General features: G+C 67.3%; 15 protein-coding genes and 1 pseudogene. 9 read left to right on the top strand and 7 right to left on the bottom strand.

The window, feature by feature from the left end:
* Nucleotides 1-249 (top strand): annotated as a pseudogene (locus ACE3UY_RS12860) (glucose-6-phosphate dehydrogenase); the annotation flags it as partial.
* A gap of 33 nt (nt 250-282) precedes the next feature.
* Here the strand turns inward: ACE3UY_RS12860 and ACE3UY_RS12865 are convergent.
* Both ACE3UY_RS12865 and ACE3UY_RS12870 read right to left on the bottom strand, forming a co-directional pair.
* Complete coding sequence (locus ACE3UY_RS12865) at nt 283-729, bottom strand: maleylpyruvate isomerase N-terminal domain-containing protein (protein WP_374687911.1); 447 nt, start codon at nt 727-729, stop codon at nt 283-285.
* Nucleotides 730-773: 44 nt separating this feature from the next.
* Nucleotides 774-3,269 (bottom strand): ATP-dependent helicase, encoded by a 2,496-nt coding sequence (locus tag ACE3UY_RS12870; RefSeq protein ID WP_374687912.1) that lies wholly within the window; start codon nt 3,267-3,269, stop codon nt 774-776.
* 77 nt (nt 3,270-3,346) lie between these two features.
* Here ACE3UY_RS12870 and ACE3UY_RS12875 point away from each other — a divergent pair, with 77 nt between their 5' ends.
* Both ACE3UY_RS12875 and ACE3UY_RS12880 read left to right on the top strand, forming a co-directional pair.
* Nucleotides 3,347-5,101 carry a hypothetical protein gene (locus ACE3UY_RS12875; protein WP_374687913.1) on the top strand — a complete coding sequence of 585 codons (1,755 nt, stop codon included), beginning with the start codon at nt 3,347-3,349 and terminating at the stop codon, nt 5,099-5,101.
* A complete protein-coding gene (locus ACE3UY_RS12880; RefSeq protein WP_374687914.1) occupies nt 5,098-6,141 on the top strand; it encodes an NAD(P)/FAD-dependent oxidoreductase in 1,044 nt (347 codons plus the stop codon). Before ACE3UY_RS12875 ends, ACE3UY_RS12880 begins: the two co-directional genes overlap by 4 nt.
* On the opposite strand, the gene ACE3UY_RS12885 is transcribed toward ACE3UY_RS12880, so the two are convergent.
* Complete coding sequence (locus ACE3UY_RS12885) at nt 6,107-6,766, bottom strand: vancomycin high temperature exclusion protein (protein ID WP_374687915.1); 660 nt, start codon at nt 6,764-6,766, stop codon at nt 6,107-6,109. The genes ACE3UY_RS12880 and ACE3UY_RS12885 overlap by 35 nt on opposite strands.
* 185 nt (nt 6,767-6,951) lie before the next feature.
* Between ACE3UY_RS12885 and ACE3UY_RS12890 the strand changes: the two genes are divergently transcribed.
* The 4 genes from ACE3UY_RS12890 to ACE3UY_RS12905 all read left to right on the top strand — a co-directional run bounded on the left by ACE3UY_RS12890 (nt 6,952) and on the right by ACE3UY_RS12905 (nt 10,360).
* On the top strand, nt 6,952-7,428 hold the full coding sequence (locus ACE3UY_RS12890; protein ID WP_374687916.1) for an SRPBCC family protein: 477 nt from the start codon (nt 6,952-6,954) through the stop codon (nt 7,426-7,428).
* A complete protein-coding gene (locus ACE3UY_RS12895; RefSeq protein ID WP_374687917.1) occupies nt 7,425-8,915 on the top strand; it encodes a phytoene desaturase family protein in 1,491 nt (496 codons plus the stop codon). The genes ACE3UY_RS12890 and ACE3UY_RS12895 overlap by 4 nt, the downstream gene beginning before the upstream one ends.
* A gap of 63 nt (nt 8,916-8,978) precedes the next feature.
* A complete protein-coding gene (locus ACE3UY_RS12900; RefSeq protein WP_374687918.1) occupies nt 8,979-9,476 on the top strand; it encodes an MOSC domain-containing protein in 498 nt (165 codons plus the stop codon).
* A complete protein-coding gene (locus ACE3UY_RS12905) occupies nt 9,473-10,360 on the top strand; it encodes a DMT family transporter (RefSeq protein WP_374687919.1) in 888 nt (295 codons plus the stop codon). The genes ACE3UY_RS12900 and ACE3UY_RS12905 overlap by 4 nt, the downstream gene beginning before the upstream one ends.
* Before the next feature lie 103 nt (nt 10,361-10,463).
* Here the strand turns inward: ACE3UY_RS12905 and ACE3UY_RS12910 are convergent, their stop codons facing one another.
* Nucleotides 10,464-11,228, bottom strand: coding sequence for an SDR family NAD(P)-dependent oxidoreductase (locus tag ACE3UY_RS12910; protein ID WP_374687920.1), 765 nt, complete (start codon nt 11,226-11,228; stop codon nt 10,464-10,466).
* Nucleotides 11,229-11,563: 335 nt separating this feature from the next.
* Between ACE3UY_RS12910 and ACE3UY_RS12915 the strand changes: the two genes are divergently transcribed.
* Complete coding sequence (locus ACE3UY_RS12915) at nt 11,564-13,273, top strand: CTP synthase (protein ID WP_374687921.1); 1,710 nt, start codon at nt 11,564-11,566, stop codon at nt 13,271-13,273.
* A gap of 137 nt (nt 13,274-13,410) precedes the next feature.
* Entirely contained in the window at nt 13,411-13,902 is a 492-nt protein-coding gene (locus ACE3UY_RS12920; RefSeq protein ID WP_374687922.1) for a hypothetical protein, read from the top strand.
* A gap of 2 nt (nt 13,903-13,904) precedes the next feature.
* Here the strand turns inward: ACE3UY_RS12920 and ACE3UY_RS12925 are convergent, their stop codons facing one another.
* The 3 genes from ACE3UY_RS12925 to ACE3UY_RS12935 form a co-directional block, all read right to left on the bottom strand.
* On the bottom strand, nt 13,905-15,431 hold the full coding sequence (locus tag ACE3UY_RS12925; protein WP_374687923.1) for a DUF4129 domain-containing protein: 1,527 nt from the start codon (nt 15,429-15,431) through the stop codon (nt 13,905-13,907).
* On the bottom strand, nt 15,428-16,903 hold the full coding sequence (locus ACE3UY_RS12930; protein ID WP_374687924.1) for a DUF58 domain-containing protein: 1,476 nt from the start codon (nt 16,901-16,903) through the stop codon (nt 15,428-15,430). The genes ACE3UY_RS12925 and ACE3UY_RS12930 overlap by 4 nt, the downstream gene beginning before the upstream one ends.
* Before the next feature lie 3 nt (nt 16,904-16,906).
* The coding region (locus ACE3UY_RS12935; protein ID WP_374687925.1) for an AAA family ATPase at nt 16,907-17,285 on the bottom strand (379 nt) is incomplete at its 5' end.

Consider the following 17,285-nt stretch of genomic DNA (forward strand, 5'->3'; position numbering starts at 1 on the left):
ATTCCCGAAGCGTACGAGCGGCTGCTGCTGGACATCCTCAAGGGGGATCCCTCGCTCTTCACCCGCAGCGACGCCATCGAACTGGCCTGGGAACTGATCGATCCTATCCTGGAAGGGTGGGAGTCGAAGCACGCCCCGCCGCTCCACTTCTACGAGTCCGGCACGTGGGGGCCGCCGGAGGCGGACGAACTCATCGCCCACGACGGCTACCACTGGACGCACGGCTGCGGGCGGGAGTGCGAAGAGTAAAGAATCCGCAGACTACGCAGATTCGCAGATTGTTCACCCATTCGTTAATGAGTGTAGAATCGCCTCAAGGTCCTTGAGATGACCGTCGCGATGCAAGGAGCGGTTTAAGCGGAAGAAGACGGGCGCGGCCTCGATTTCCGCTACGAGTTCGGGCGTGAGCGTCGCCAGTTCGGCATCTACGGCCGCGGCCGAATTCAGGCAAAGCTCAACCGCCACGCGCGGATCGAGCGCCGTTAAGAAGGGCGTAAGCGCGTCATTGATCATATCCGGGTCAACCGGCGACTCGTCCACGCCCTGCTCCTTCCAGCGGCGCAACAGCACCAGGACGCGCCGCTCCCAGAAGGCTAGATGGGCCAGCAGGGCAGCGACTGTGCCGCCGTAAGGTGTCGGCCGGGTCAGCTGCTCATCGGTCAGGCCGCGCACAAAACTTTCTAGCCGGCGTCGGGATGTCTCGTTCTCTTCAAGGAAAGGGAAGGTCATCGATCACTCCTGTTTGAACGCTGCCCGCGTTGGCGGGCAACCAGTTACTCCAACGCTTGTAGATAGCGGTACAACACCCCCAACACCGTCGCCGGCTCCGTCTCCTGCTCGCCGCGCTGGCGGCGGGTGGCCCGGCTGCGGCTGATCTGCAGATAGCGCCGCGCCCGGGTGATACCGACGTAGAGCAGCCGCAGCCGCTCGCAGATGACCTCGATGTGGGCTGACTCGGTCGCCGTGCGGTCGGGGTAGAGGCCCGCCTCGCTGCGCATCAGGTAGTGCAACTGCGCCGTCGCCTCGGCCTGCGGGTCGCCGCCCAGGAAGTCGTGGACGCCCAGGAAGGGCGCTTCCAGACTGCCCGGAATCCACATGCCGTCGATGCCGACCAGGAAAACGGCGTCCCACTCCAGCCCCTTGCCGCTGTGCTGGGTGGTCAACGAGATGCGGCCGGGGCGAGGCTCGTACCCCTCGTCGGCGCGAACGACGTTGAGCATGCGCCGGCCGGAGGCGACGAGTTGCAACTGGGCCACCAGTTCGGGCAAGCGCCACTCCGGTTGCGCCTCCCGCCACTGGCGCAGCAAGCTGGCGATCTGGTAAGCGATAGCGAGGTCGAGTTCTTGCGCCTGCTCGTCGTCGCCGTTGGTGGCTGCGCCCGGCCGCGGCGCGAACAGCGCGTCGGCCAGCGACAACGTCAGATCGTCCACCGGCAGCGTGCGCAGGTCGAAGTTGCTGCGCAGGAAGCCAGCCAGCCGTTCCAGGCGGGCCACGTCTTCCTCGGTCGCCACGCCGGCCGGCAGCGCCTCGGCCAGTGAGTCCTCCTCGCGTGGGAAAAGAATGGACTCCGGCCGGTAGATGCTGCGCAGCAGCGCCTGGAAGCGCGCCGCGTCCTCCGACTCGCCGGGGAAGGGCTGGTAGAGCGGCCCCGTCTCGCGCAGTTCGGTCAGGCCCCGATCAGCCGACTGGATAGCGCGCACGTCCAGCGGGTTAGCCAGCACGGCCAGCACGGCGTGGAGCGCCGCGGCAACTTCGCGCTCCCGCCCGCTGCCGCGCAGCCGGTTGTCGTAGTCGGCGTCCAGCGCGTCCAGGTGGCGGGCTACGGCGTAGCCTGCCTGCTGCGTGGGGACGAGAATGGCCAGCGTGTGGTGGGGGTTCTGCTGGGCGTACTCCCAGGCCAGCCGGGCGATACTGGGCAATTCCTCCTCTTCGCGGTGGCGGTAGACGCGGATGCGCATCTCGGCCTCGCTGTCGGGTGGGTTGGGCTGGCTGTCGCCGGGCGGCGCGGGCAGGATGTCCTGGCGGCGGAAGGCGTCGCGCCGGACTTCGGGCACGGGATGGTGGTCGAGCGCCCAGTTCAGCATGGCGTTGGCCGCGCCGATGATCAGGGGCGCGGAGCGCCCGCTGTTGGGCAGCGTCCGGGCAACCACGTCCGGCCGGTCGATGAAGTGGGAAAAGAAGCGCGGGTGGGCGGCGGTGAAGGTGCTGGTGATGGCCTGGTTCGGGTCGCCGACGCGCACCCAGTTGCCATTCGCGCCGGTCAACTGCTCCAGCAGGATTTCCTGTAAGGGCACGCTGTCCTGGGCTTCGTCCTCCAGGATGTAGGGCCAGCGCGCGCGTAGATTCTCGGCCAGATCGGGCCGGTGCTCGAGTCGATCGGCCGCGTGCCAGATCAGGTCGTCGTAGTCCAGCCCGCCTTGCCGGGCCAGGGTGGTCTGGTAGCGGCTGTAGATACCGGCCATCATCTGCATCAGCGGCGAGCGGGCCACGTTCATTTCGCCCTCTCCCCAGCCCTCTCCCACAGGGCGAGGGGGAACGCCCTCTCCCCAACCCTCTCCCACAGGGCGAGGGAGAACGCCCTCTCCCGAATTCTCTCCCACGGGGCGAGGGGAAGCGCCCTCTCCCGTAGGGTAAAGGGGTTCTGCTCCCTCGCCCTGTGGGAGAGGGCTGGGGAGAGGGTTCTGCCCCGCCCGTAACGCCGCAAAAATAGCCTCCGGCCGGTAGCGCTCGTTCTTGGCGGCGCGGATGAAGGACGCGGCCGTCGTCGCCGTGATGTCGCGCCAACGGGCGATCATCTGCGGGCTGTACTCCTGGCCATAGTCGGGCAGGAACATCTCCCACAGCCGGGCGTTGTCGTTAATCCAGCCGTCCACCGACGCCTCCAGCAATTGCCGGCTCTGGGCGTCGTCCAGCACGGCCAGGTCTTCGCTTAGCGTGTCGCCCGACCAGCGCACGATCTCCAGCGCCAGGCTGTGCAGTGTGCGCACGTCGTAGCCGGCGTCGGGCAGCCCCATCTCCGTCAGCCGGCGGCGGATGCGCGCCCGGAAGGTGTCCACGCTGGCGTTGAGAAAGGTGACCACGAGAATTTGCTGGCCGGCGGCGGCGTCTACCTGGCCGTCGGCGATCAGTTGCGCGGCCAGCAGCGACAGGGTGAACGTCTTGCCGCTGCCGGGAACGGCGCTGACGGCCATGCGGCCGCCGCGATAGGCCAGGATGTCCTCCTGCGCCGGGCGAAGTTTGAGGGGTTGGCTATGAGCGGGTGTGTTCATAATTGGGGAAATCACTCCAAATTCATTATAATCGCGCTTTTGTGGTCAGGCATCCTGGCCTTTTGACGGCAGACACTATGCGGCATAAAACTCATCGCACACACACCTTGCTCTTCGTCGGGCTGGCGCTCTTGTTATTGGCCCAGCCGGTTTCCATTGTCATGGCGCAGACGGAACGTCCGACGCCTACGCCCACCGACGAGATCGACCCCCGCTTCGGCGTCATCGAATCCTTCTGGGAGCCCTCAGAGGCGGCCGAGTTGGGCGTCGGCTGGGATCGCATCCTGTTCTACTGGAACGAAATCCAGCCGACCGGCCCGGAAGATTGGAACACGCTCCACGTCCTGGAGGAGTGGCTAACCGAGGCGCGCGCTCAGGATCGTATGGTCATGGGCCTGCTGAAGAACACGCCCGCCTGGGCCACCGATGGCGAGCCGTTTTCCGGTGTGCCACGCGGGTTGGATTTGCCTATCGACGACCCCGACAACCTGTGGGCCAACTACGTTCGCCGCGTGGTGGAGTACTACGCGCCGTTAGGCGTCCACCACTGGATCGTCTGGAACGAGCCGGAGATCGATCCCGGCGTCTACGGCCACGAATTTAGCGGCACGACGGCTGAGTACTACCGGCTACTCAAGGTCGCCTACCTGGTAGCCAAGGAGCACGACCCGCAGGCGGTCATCCACCTGGCCGGCTGGTCGTACTGGCACGACCCGCAGTGGTTAGCCAAGTTCCTGAACGTGGCGACCGCCGACCCGGAAGGGCCGGCCAACAACTACTTCTTCGACGTGATCACCCTGCACATCTACTTCCGCGTCGAGACGGTGGAGCAGCTGGTTGAGGAGACGTGGACGATTCAGGAGCGCTTCGGCCTGCGCAAGCCGATCTGGATCAACGAGACCAACGCCTCACCCAACCTTGACCCACTCTGGCCGGTGGAGCGGCCGAGCTTCCAGGTCGATCTGGAGCAGCAGGCGTGGTATCTGGTGCAGGCGCACGCGCTGGCCTATGGGGCGGGGACGGCTCGCGTGGGCGTCTACAAGCTGCTGGACGTACTGTTGCCACCCGGCGGCGAGTCGTTCGGCATCCTGCGGCCGGACGCCAGCCGGCGGCCGGCCTTCGACGCCTATCAGACCATCGTCCGCTATCTGGGCGGCTTCACCTACCCGGTCATGCGGCAGGCGACGTCCGACTTCTATGTCTTCACGTTCCGCCGGCCGGCGGGCATCACGCGCATCCTCTGGGCGCGCACGGCCGACGCCGTCACGGTGCGCCTGCCGGCGCTGACCGACGAGGCGCTACTCGTCTCGGCCACGGGCGAGGAGCGCTCGCTGCGCGCGCTGAAAGGTTACTACCAGGTGCGCCTGGGCGGGGCGCGTTGCTCGCCGGCCTGCGACATCGGCGGCCCCCCGGTATTCGTGGTGGAGAGCGGCGCGGGCGACACGCGGGCGCAGGTCGTCGCCACGGTCGATCCGACGCGGGCGATCTTGGCGACGCCGACGGTGACGCCGACCGCCGACCGCCGGCCGCGGACCGCGACGCCGACGGCTACCTCAACCCCACAGGCCAGCGCGACGCCAACCGCTACCGAAACGGCTACGGCGTCGCCGACGGCCGCCGCGTCCCCAACTACACCGGCCACCCCCACGCTCACGGCCACCCCACAGGTCGTGACGCTCGCTCTGGCCGCCTCGCCTGCGCCGGCGGCGACGCCCACGGTTGCGCCGGCCGAGATGGGCAATCGTGTGACCACCTCATGGCTGTTCATCGGCGCGGCCGTCGTTTTGGGGGCGATCCTGGCCTTCTTCGTCATCCGGCAACGCCACGTATGAGCGCGCCGATCACCGTTTCTGATGGCCTCGTGGTCGATGTGCTTATCGTCGGGGCGGGCCTGGCCGGCCTGATGGCCGCGCGGCAGGCGCGCGACGCCGGGCTGGACGCGCTCATCCTGGATGAAGGGGAGCGGCCGGGCGGGCGGCTGGCGACGCGACCTCTGGGCGAGGGCTGCGCCGACATCGGGGCGCAGTTCTTCACCGTACGGACGCCGGTGTTCAGCCGTCTCGTCGAGACGTGGAAGGCCAACGGCTGGGTCTACGAGTGGTCGCGCGGGTGGGCCGATGGCTCGCTGCTGACCTCCCGGCCCGACGGCTATCCCCGCTACGCCGCGAGCGACGGGTTCGGTGTGCTGGCGGCCCATTTGGCCGAAGGGTTATCTCTGCGACCGTCCACGCGCCTCATCTCCGTGGCCCCAACGGATGGCGGCTGGCTGGCGACCGACGAGAACGGCGTGACCTGCGCCGGCCGGGCGCTCATCCTGACCCCACCCGCGCCCCAATCACTGGCGCTGCTCGACGCGGGCGGCGTGGCGTTGCCGGCCGCCGAGCGGGTGATGCTGGAGGCGATCCGTTTTGGCCCGTGCTTGTGTGGTCTGTTTGAAGTGGCGCGCGAAGTGGCGCTGCCCGAGCCTGGGGCCTTGCAACGGCCGGATCAGCCGATTAGCTGGATTGCCGACAACCGGCGCAAGGGCATCTCGCCCGGCGGCTCCGTTCTGACCGTCCACGCCGGCCCGTCGGCCAGCGCCGCCCGCTGGGAAGAGAGCGACGAGGCGGTGCTGGATTGGATGCTGGACGAGTTACGGGCGTTGGTGGCCGTGGAGGGGAACAAGCTGGAGAGCAGTGTGCGCGCCGCGACGCTGCATCGCTGGCGCCACGCCGTGCCGCTGACCACCTATCCGGGCCGCTGCCTGCACAGCAGCCTGGCGACGCCGCTCATCTTCGCCGGCGATGCGTTCGATGGGCCGCGCGTGGAAGGGGCCGCCCTATCGGGGTTGGCCGCGGCTAGTTCCCTTCGGTTAGCTGCAGCGGCCAGCTAACCCTGGAATCATCGACCGCCTGGGACACCGGCGGCGGGTTTTGCCGCGCCACGTCCCACGCGGCCATTAGCGTGGCCGCTGTCTCGCGCAGTTCGTACCACCGCGCTCCTCGATAGCGGTGCTGGTCGGCCACCGCGCCCACCACGTCAATCCCCAACCCCTGGCAGGTCATCAGCGCCCGCGGCAGGTGGAAAGCCTGGGTCACCAACACCGCCTGTTCCACCTCGAAGATGTGGCGCGCCCGGTAGCAGGTGTTATAGGTGCGCGTGCCGGCCGGGTCGGTCACTACGTCGGCCGGATCGACGCCCTGCTCGACGGCGTAGGCCATCATGGCGCTTGGCTCGTCGTAGTCCTGCGCCCGGTTGTCGCCGCTCATGATGATCCGTGCCACCTGGCCAGATTCATAGAGAGCGATGGCCGTGTCCACCCGGTCGCGCAGAATAGGACTAAGACGCCCATTGCCATAGACCGCCGCGCCGAACACAATCGCCACGCCTTGCGGCGGCACGTCCGCCGGCTCGAGGATGGCGCGATGGTAGTAGAGCTTCACGGCCCCTCGCCACAAGAAGGGCGATACGGCCACAACGACCATCACGATGAGGAAGATGAGGCATCCTTTGCGCAACAATGACTTCACGCGCCCGATTATAGCTTTCAGGTCTACCGCTCCCTACGGCTCGCCTCATCCTCTCAGAAATCTCTGACCCGTCTTCGTGAAATTTTGCCCATAAAACATTGATAAAATATGGACAGTTTACTAGAATTACTGGGGAGTTGAGAGCGATAGAGCGAGCTTCCGTGAGAGTTGTCATGCCGGAATTCAGCCACAGTTTCACCGTTGACGCGCCGGTCGAGGACGTGTCCGCCTTTCACCGGGACACCGGCGTCTTGCGGCAGTTGACGCCGCTGCCCATCGTCGCCCAGGTTCATGCCTTCGAGCCGCTGGCCGAGGGGTCGGTAGCGCGCTTCACGCTCTGGTTCGGCCCCATGCCTGTGCGCTGGCAGGCCGTGCATAGCGACGTGACGGCGCTCGGCTTCACCGATACCCAGGTGCGCGGCCCGCTGAAGTCCTGGCGGCACACTCATCGCTTCACGCCGCTGGGCGACGGCCGCACGCGCGTGGATGACCACATCGTCTACGAGCACCACACCGGTTGGCGCGGTCTGGCGAGCCGGCTGCTCTTCGCCCGACCAGGGTTGCTCTATCTGTTCACCATGCGCAAGCTGCTGACGCGGCGCGGCGTGGCCCGGCTCCAGAAGGCGGCGCGCTGGTCGGGTGGTTCGTGAGCGGCGCGCCTCACACGGTTGTCGTCGGCGCGGGCGTGGGCGGGCTGACGGCGGCGGCCCTGCTGGTGCGCGCCGGCCACCGCGTCACCGTCCTGGAGGGCCACGTCTACCCGGGCGGCAGCGCCGGAACCTTCTATCACCAGAAGTACCGCTTTGACGCCGGGGCGTCGCTGGCCGGCGGTTTTGCGCCCGGTGGGCCGCACGCCCGCGTGGCCGAGGCGCTGGGGCTGGAATGGCCCATTACACCGGTCGATCCGGCATGGATCGTCCATCTGCCCGACGGTCGGATGGTGACGCAGTGGGCAGACCGGGGGGCCTGGCGGGCGGAGCGGCGGCGCGCTTTCCCCACGGCCGAGCCTTTCTGGCGCGTCCAGGAGCGCCTGGCCGACCTCTCCTGGGACATCTCCTCCCGACCGTTTCCCTGGCCGCCCCGGTCGGCGGCCGATCTGACGACGCTGGCCGCGGCGCTGCGCCCGCGGACGTTGCGCGCGTTGCCCTACCTGGGCCGCACGGTGGGCGATTTGGCGGCGGATGACGACCCGCTCTTTCGGCTCTTTCTCGACGGCCAACTGCTCATCTCCGCCCAGACCACAGCCGATCGGGCTGGCGCGCTCTACGGCAGCGCGGCGCTCGATCTGCCGCGGCGCGGCGTCAACCACGTGCGCGGCGGCATTGGCTCGCTGGCGCGTACACTGGCCGACTGGATCGCGGCCAACGGCGGCGAGGTGCGCTACCGCCAGCGGGTGGAGCGCATTGAAGTGGGGCGCGACGGCCGGGCGGCGGTTGTCCACACCGTCAAGGGGCTGAGCCTGAGCGCTGATTACGTGCTGGCGAACGTGACGCCCTGGGGGTTGCGCGACCTGTTGGGGGCCAACGCGCCACCGGGCCTGCGGCGCGACGTACAACGGCTGGAGCCGACCTGGGGCGCGTTCACGCTCTACCTGGGGCTGGACGCGAACTGCATACCGGCTGGGTCACCCGACCATCATCAGATCATTGCGGATGGGACACGGCCGTTGGGAGAGGGCAACTCTGTCTTTCTGTCGCTTGCACCCGCTGGCGATCCCGGTCGCGCCCCGCCCGGTATGCGCGCGGCCACACTCTCCACCCATACGGACATCGCGCCCTGGTGGCGGTTGCGCGACGGGCCGGACGAGGCCGCCTACCAGGAGCGGCGTGAGGTGTATGCCGAGCGGCTGATCACCGCCGCCGAACGGGCCATTCCCGGGCTGCGCCGCGCCATCCGGCTGTGTCTGCCCGGCACACCGGTCACCTTCCAGTACTACACCGGCCGGCCGGGCGGGATGGTCGGCGGCTTTGCGCAGGGATCGCTCTTCGCCGCGCGCGGGCCGCAGACGGGCATCCCTAACCTGTGGCTGGTGGGCGACTCGATCTTTCCCGGCCAATCGACGGCCGGCGTGACGCTGGGGGCGATGCGCGTCGCGGCCGAGGCCGTGCGCCATCGTGATCGAAGAAGGGGACGCTGATTTTGCGCTGATTGACGCTGTTTCGATCTGTCGCTACACTCCCCGCCCACAGGAGACCAAGCGATGAGTGACGATACCTCCCGGCAAGCCCGCGTCTTTCAGATCAACGCCTCGGATGGCGGCGTGCCCAAGTTGCCGCTGCGCTCGGCTGAGGTGACCCTTTTGGGGTTGCGCGGCGACGACCACAATGACAAAGTCCACCATGGCGGCCCGGACAAAGCGCTCTCCCTCTACTCGCTGGAACTTATCCAGGCCCTCCAGGCCGAGGGGCATCCCATCTATCCCGGCTCCACCGGCGAGAATGTCACGCTGGCCGGGCTGGACTGGTCGCGGGTGGCGGCTGGCCTGCGGCTGCGCCTGGGCGAGACGGTGGAGATCGAGATCACCCACTACGCCACGCCCTGCGAGACCATCCGGGAGTCGTTTCGCGACAGCTACTTCAACCGCATCTCCGGGCGGACGAACCCCGGCTGGTCGCGGGCCTACGCGCGCGTGCTGACGCCGGGGATCATCCGCATCGGCGACGCCGCCCAGGTGGTGGAGCCGGTCGCCGCCCCGTGACCCCGCCGGCGACCGAGGCGCGGCCGGCGGGCCTGGCCGCCAACATGCCGCTGCTGTTCATGGCGCTGCTCATCGTCGATAGCCTGCACTTCGTCTTCGCCCGCGCCCTGCTGCCCCACCTGCCGCCGGAGATGTCGTCGTTTCTGGTGCTGGCCGTGGGCGCGGCGCAGGTGGGCGTCTTCCAGGCGGCGCGCGGCGATGTGCGCCCGGCGATCTTTCGCCGCCACTGGCGTTTTTTCATCGTGGTTGGCCTGCTGGTGGCGGCCTCGACCGTCATCAACTACGCCGCGGTGGCCTTCATCGATCCCGGCGCGGCCTCACTGCTGAGCAAGACGTCGGTGCTTTTCGCCCTGGGACTCAGCCTGTTCTGGCTGCGCGAGCGGCTACGGCGGGGCGAGGTACTGGGAGCGCTGCTGGCGCTAATCGGCGTCTTTATCGTCAGCTTCCAGCCGGGGGAGTATCTGCGGCTCGGCTCGCTGCTGGTGCTGCTCTCGACCTTTCTCTACGCGCTGCACACGGCCGTGGTCAAGCGGCATGGGGAAGGGATCGACTTCGGCAACTTCTTCCTCTTTCGTATAGCAACCACGGCGTTCTTCCTGTTCGCTTTCGCCGCTGCCCGCGGTCAACTCGTCTGGCCGAGCGGCATGGGCTGGCTGCTGGCTTTCGTCGCCGGGTCGGTGGACGTGGTCATCAGCCGGGCGCTCTACTACCTGTCGCTGCGCCGGATGCCAATGAGCATCCATACCATTATCCTGACCCTCAGCCCGGTGGTGACCATCCTGTGGGCGCTGCTGCTGTTTGGCGTCGCGCCCTCGACGTTGAGCCTGGTGGGTGGGGCGCTGGTCGTCCTCGGCGTAGCCTTAGTTACAGTGCGTAAGAGATAAAGAGGCTCACGCAAAGAGCGCAAAGGACGCCAAGAACGCAAAGAAAAAGAATTCTTCTTAGCGTTCTTGGCGTCCTTTGCGCTCTTTGCGTGAGATCTTCTTCCTACGTCCGCAAATAGGAAGCGCCGTTGACGTCAATGATAGCCCCGGTCATGAACTCCGCTCCCTCGGACGCGAGGAATAGCACTGCGTAGGCCACTTCTTCGGGCTTGGCGACACGATTGAACGGACTTTGCCGCCGAATCTCCTCGCCGCGCTCGCCGGTTAGGGCCTCGCGGGCCATGTCCGTCTGCACAAAGCCGGGGGCGACCACGCCGACGGAGATATGGTAGGGGGCCAGGTACTTCGCCAACGACTGGCTCATGGCGTTCAGCGCCGCCTTGCTGGCCCCATAGGCCGGGCCGGTTGGCTCGCCGCGGAAGGCCCCGCGCGAGGAGACGTTGACGATGCGGCCGCCGCCTTGCGCGATCATGTGCCGCGCCGCGCAGTAGCAGGCGTTGGCCGCGCCGAAGACGTTGGCCCCCATGACCGCCGCCCAACTGCGCTGCCACTCCTCGTAGGAGACGTCGGCCAGGGGATGATCTTCATAGATGCCGGCATTATTGACGAGGATGTCGAGCCGGCCCAGTTGCGCGACCGCGTCATCCACCAGCGCCGCCACGGCCGCCGGATCGGCGATGTCGCCCTGTACCAGCGCATGCGGCCCGCCGGACAGCGCGGCCACTGTCTCTTCCGCCGCGGCGCGGTTGTGGTGATAGTGGACGGCCACCCGCGCCCCCTGTTCCGCGAACAGTTGGGCGATGGCGCGGCCGATGCCGCGCGAGGAGCCGGTGATGAGAACGTTCTTGCCAGTGAAATCTAGCATCATGTTGGGCCTCGTAGATTTGGGAATTGCGGGCAGCTATCGTGCTCACTTGCTGGTGTATCTGAGAAACCTGCCTGCAGAACGATTGTATCAAGGGCGTCCAGACCTGACAGGTGGGCAGCGAAAAGTGCTTTCTCGCGCGAACGGAAGCTGTGGCCGCCGACCTGGCGGGTCTCTAATGCGCTTGCGCCCGGTAGCCCGATGTGCTATGCTTTGCCCCGTCGAGAGGCCGGTATGCAACGAGGCGATCCGCGCACAGACATAGGGTAACCGAAGGTGGTGGGGCATGTATCCCAAGATAACATGCCCCACTTTTCGTTTTAGGGGGTATTGTCACCATGACCAAGTACATATTCTTCACCGGGGGCGTGGTCAGTTCCGTAGGCAAGGGCGTCACGGCCGCGGCGCTGGGCCGGTTGCTGAAGGCGCGCGGCTTCTCCGTGACGGCGCAAAAGCTGGACCCGTACATCAACGTCGATCCGGGCACGATGTCGCCTTACCAGCACGGCGAGGTCTTCGTCACCGACGACGGGGCCGAGACGGATCTCGACCTGGGCCACTACGAGCGTTTCATCGACATCAACCTGAACCAGGCGTCAAACGTGACCACCGGCAAGGTCTACGCCGAGGTCATCGCCCGCGAGCGGCGCGGCGACTACCTGGGCGGCACTATTCAGGTCATTCCCCATATCACCAATGAGATCAAGCGCTGCATCTCCCTCGTCGCCAGCAAGAGCGGGGCCGAGATCGTGCTGATTGAGGTGGGCGGCACGGTCGGCGACATCGAGAGCTTGCCCTTCCTGGAGGCGCTGCGCCAGATGCGCTCCGACGTCGGCCGGGAGAACACGCTCTACGTCCACGTCACCTATCTGCCCTACATCGGGGCCAGCCGCGAGTTGAAGACCAAGCCGACGCAGCACAGCGTGCGCGAGTTGCGCGGCATCGGCATCCAGCCCGACGTAATCGTCGCCCGCGCCGACTATCCCATCCCGGAAGAACATCTCAACAAGATCGCCCTCTTCTGCGACGTGCCGCGCGAGGCGGTCATCCCGGCCGTGACCAGCGACATCCTCTATAACATCCCGCTGTTGCTGGAGGAGACGCCCCTGGCGAACTTCGTGACTGAACGGTTGGGGCTGACCCAGACCGTCATGCCCGACCTGGGCGAATGGGCGGCGATGATCGCCGAGATGCGCCGGCCCAAGCCGGCAATCAAGATCGGTTTGGTAGGCAAGTACGTCGAGTTCCACGACGCCTACATGAGCGTCCGCGAGGCGCTCTACCACGCCGGCAGCGCCCACAACCGGCAGGTGGAGATCGAGTGGATTCACTCGGCCGACCTGGAGCGGGGCAAGGCATGGGAGCAGTTGGCGGACGTCAGCGGCATCGTCGTGCCCGGCGGCTTTGGCGAGCGGGGCATCGAGGGCAAGATCATGGCCGCCCGCTGGGCGCGCGAGAACAAGGTTCCCTACCTGGGGTTGTGCCTGGGCATGCAGGTGATGTGCATCGAGTTGGCCCGCGCCGTGTTGCGGACGGATGAGGCCAACAGCACCGAGTTCGACCGCAATTGCGAGCACCCGGTCATCAGCCTGATGCCCGACCAGCACGAATTAACCGACATGGGCGGCACGATGCGGCTGGGAGCCTATCCGGCGCACCTCGTCCCCGGTACAAAGGCTCACGCCGCCTACGGCGCGGACGAGATATCGGAGCGCCACCGTCACCGCTGGGAGTTCAACAACGCCTACCGGGACGTGCTGGGGCGGGGCGGGCTGGTGCTGAGCGGCCTGTCGCCCAACGGCCGGCTGGTGGAGATCGCCGAACTGCGCGACCACCCTTTCATGCTGGGCAGCCAGTTCCACCCGGAGTTCAAGAGCCGCCCCAACCGGCCGCACCCACTGTTCGCGGCGTTCATGCAAGCGGCGGTAGCGCGACAAGAAGCCACAGCCCAGCAGCGCCCTGTGCTGCCACAAGAGGAAACAGGACGCGGGAACGGCCGGGCTGGAGAAGAGGTCGCTGAAACCGCGATGGCCGGGCCGGCGCGTTAGCGACCCGGCAGGGTATACGTTAGGAGGCGCGCAGAGTATGGTGAAGGGCAACACGATAATGTGGGGATAGCCGCTATAATGAAAAGGCCGCGGCCGGTCGAGCCGCCGCGGTAAATTTCTTTCGGAGGTGACAGTCCATGAGCAATACCATCACCGTTACCTTCAACGACCCCACGAAAGCTGCCGAGGCGCTCTCCCAACTGGAGAGCCTGCACAAAGCGCACCGCCTCAACCTCAACGGCGCGATCGTCGCCGTCAAGGATGCCGACGGCCAGATCACGGTACACAAAGAGCGCAAGTTCACCGCCGAGCCGGGCGACACCGTGGCCGGCGGCGCGACCGGGCCGGTGCTGAACACGATGGTCAGCAGCCACCAGGGCGGTAGCCTGTTGGGCAGCCAGCCGGGCGCGCTGATGGGGATGGCCCCCGATCTGCGCATTGACGCCGATAGCGCGCGGTCGGTCGTCGACCGGCTTCCACCCGGCTCCTCTGCCCTGCTGTTCGAGTATGGCGCGGGGGAGAATGCCTTCATCGCCGCCGTCATTCGCGAATTGGGCGGCCAGCCGTTAGCCGTGGATGCGACGGACGGGACGCAGAGCGATCTGGGAGATAGCCTGAAGCGCGGCTGAATCTATTCCCGCTTGGCGAGCGTCGGCCCTTCGGCCGGCGCGTCGCGCCGGTGCGGGGTAGTCCCTTCCAGCCGCCGCCAGGCCTGGCGAATCTGCTCCAGTTCCTCGCTTGTCTCCGGCAGTTCACCATAGCGGATGCGGACGAACGCCTCGGTGATCAGCCGCGCCTCGGCCGCGTACTCCGGCCACACCTGGCCCAGCGTCGGCAGGTACTCGTAGGGCGTCTCGGCCTCCAGGCGCGGGTAGCCGGCGGCGGCCGCGGCGCGGCACATGAGCCGGTAGATGCGCCGGATGGACGCCGCCGCCCGCCACTGCCCCAGCAAGCCCAGCCGTTCCAGCAACCGCCGGCCTAGCCCCGGCTCCTCATCTTCCTCATCCCGGGCCACGTGGCTGCGCTGGCTGTCACGCGCGGCGAAGGTCGCCTGGCGGTAGGCGCGGGCCAGCGCCAGCGCCACCAGAGCGATCAGACCGAGCATGATGAGCACCGTCGTCGCCCGGCCGGTCAGCCCCGGCCCGTCTAGCTCCGGCGTGCCCGTCGGCGTCTGCAACGCGGGCATGGGTGGCGCGTTGCCCAGGCCCAACGCGCGGAAGCCTTCGCCGATCTGGCCCATGAGGGCGACCAGTATCTCGCCGAGGAATTGAACGATGACGGCCAGCAGGTCGAGCGCCGGCGAGGTCAGCTTGAAGAGCGTCGAGAGCACCACCACCCCGCCAAACTGGAGCGCCCGCCACAGGGGCGAAAACCAACCGAAGAGGGTGAAGAGCGAGTCGCCGCTCAGGAAGACCGCCAGCAGCCCGGCGGCCAGGATGGTCAGCAGCCCCGCGCCGAAGACAGCTGTGAACCAGCGCGCGTTGAGCGTCGCTGCCGTGCCGCGCTGCTCCTGCTCGATGTTTTCCGCCCGCACCAGAGCCACCGCCGTCAGTGCGGCCAGAAAGAAGAGGAGCAGGAAGGGCACGATGCTCGTCTCCAGGAAGGCGGATGTGAACCAGACCAGCAGCGGGGCGATGATGAGGCCGCCCAGCCGCAAGCGCAGGCCGACGTTGTTGATCTCCGGGAGGCGCGTAGCCAGCCGGATGCCCCGCCACCAGACAAACGCCGTCAGGATGAAGATGGACAGGTCGCGCGCCCAGACCAGATTACCCACTTCGGCCAGGTTGGACGCGAATTGGCCCAACCAGGCGAGGTCAAACGGCCCGGCCGGCGTGTAGAGCAGTTGCCGCCAACTGAGTAGCACCACGAGCAGCAGGGCCGCCATGAGGACGCGGCGCTGCCGCTTGAGGTCGAACTGGAGCAGCGCCATCAGCCGGGCCAGATTGAGCGGCAGCAGCATGATCAGCAGCAGCCACAGGGCGACCTGCCCCGCCGGCCAATAGCGCGCCCAGCCCAGACCGACCAGCACGACCGGCGTCAACAGAGCGATCTCCATCAGGGCGAAGCACAGGAAGAGCAGTTCGTGCCGGATGTAGCCCCAGAGGGTGGCTGCCGGGGCAGCCAGCCCGCGCCGCGTGGCCAGAGGCGCGGCGTTCATTCGACCGCCTCCAGTTCCAGTTGCACCGGCTCGGGCGTCGGGATGCTGCTCAACGCGGCCTGGGTTGCCGTCGCGCTGCGGCGGCCGGCCTGGAAGGCGGGGGCGGTCGAAGGGATGTGGTAGGTGAGGATGGTCTCCAGCCGGCCGGTCGCCACATGGGGCGGCGGCTCGTCGCCCAGAGCGATGAGCACCACCCGCCGCCCCGCCTCGTGCAGCCGCAACAGGGCGATGAGAATCTCGTCGGTGACGACGGCCGTCACCAGCACGACGGTAGAGACCCAGGGCAGTTGCGGGCTTTCGCGTAGCAGCATGTTGCTGATGGAGCCGGTGGCGAACTCGGTCACCACGGCCAGCGCCTCTAGCACGTTCCCCAGTTGATCTGGCGCGCGTCCCGGCGGCACGCGAATGGGCTGGTCGGAATTGGGCACGGCCCCGTTGGCGTAGACGCCGACGCCCCAGCCCTGTTGCACGCCGTAGTTGCAGATGGAGGCGGCCACGCTGACCGCCCGCTCCAGCAGGTCGGGGTCGAAGCCCATCCAATGGCGGGCGAAGGTGGCGACGTTGAGGAAGACGGCCATCGTCATGCCGGTCGAGGGGTCATAGACCTTTGTCTGCAAATGGCCGCGTCGCGCCGACGCCTTCCAGTGCACGTCGCGGAAGCGGTCTTGCGGGCTGTAGTCGCGGATGCCACGGGTGCGGATGGGGTCGGTGAAGAGGCTCTGGCGCACGCGCAACTCGCCGAACGGCTCCTTGGGTGGCAGTCCCAACTCGTCCAACGGCCAAATCTGCGGGTAGACGACCAGCCGGTCGATGTAGGCGTGCTCGCGCTCGATGGTGAACAGGGTGAAGATGTCGCCCGACTCGTAGATGACCGGGCCGATCTTGTAATAGCCGCGCACCGGGAAGCGCAGGGTGGTCGTGCGCTCTACGCGCTCGTGGCTCTGCATGGAGAAAATATTCTGGTAGGTGAAGTCGCCGACCAGTTCGCTGGTCAGGTTCACCAGCGAATCGGCCGCGTCGGGGGGCACGGGCAGGTTGTCGCGGAAGCGCAGCCAGGTAAGGGGCAGCAGCTTGTCGTTCTGCATCGTCACCGTCATCTCGACCGGCTCGCCGGGGAAGACGCGCGTGCGGTCGAAGCGCCGCTCATAGGCGACGCCGAACAGCGACAGATTCTTCCAGAGGGTGCTGACGGCCACGATGAGCAGCAGGGCGATGCCCAGCGCGATGAAGCCGGCATTGCGCCCGGCGGCCAGGCCGATGAGGACGAACAGGGCGGCCAGCGGAACCCAGGCATCGCTGAAGATGCTATTCTCGCGCTCGCGCAAGACCAGGCCGCGCGCCTGCGCCACGTCGGCCATGTCCATCCCCTTGCCCGTCGCCGCGGCCAGCATCAGGTTTTGCCGCGCCTGGCGCATGGCCTCCCGCTGGTTCTCGCGGACGACGAGCTGGAGATCGTGGATGCTTTCGGGCATGGCTTACCCAGACCTGACAGGTGTCGGCGTCGCGGCGACGCCGGGTTGCGTCGCAACACCACCTGTCAGGTCTCTTTCAACAGGGACGGGCACGGTGTTCACCACCTCACGGGCCACGTCTTCCGGCGTGCGCCCGCGCAGGCGGGTCTGCGGGTTAACCACCAGCCGGTGGGTTAGCACGTGGGGGGCCATCTGCTTCACATCGTCGGGGATGACGAAGTCGCGCCCCTCGATGGCCGCCCGCGCCTGGGCGGTGCGGTAAAGGGCCATCGTTGCCCGCGGGCTGGCCCCCAGCAGGATGTCCTCGTGCCGCCGGGTGGCCCGGCAGATGTTGACGACATATTGGCGCACTGAATTCTCGACGCGTACGGTGCGCACGTCC

This window comes from Promineifilum sp. (SeqCode), from assembly GCF_041918635.1.
GTDB lineage: Bacteria > Chloroflexota > Anaerolineae > Promineifilales > Promineifilaceae > Promineifilum.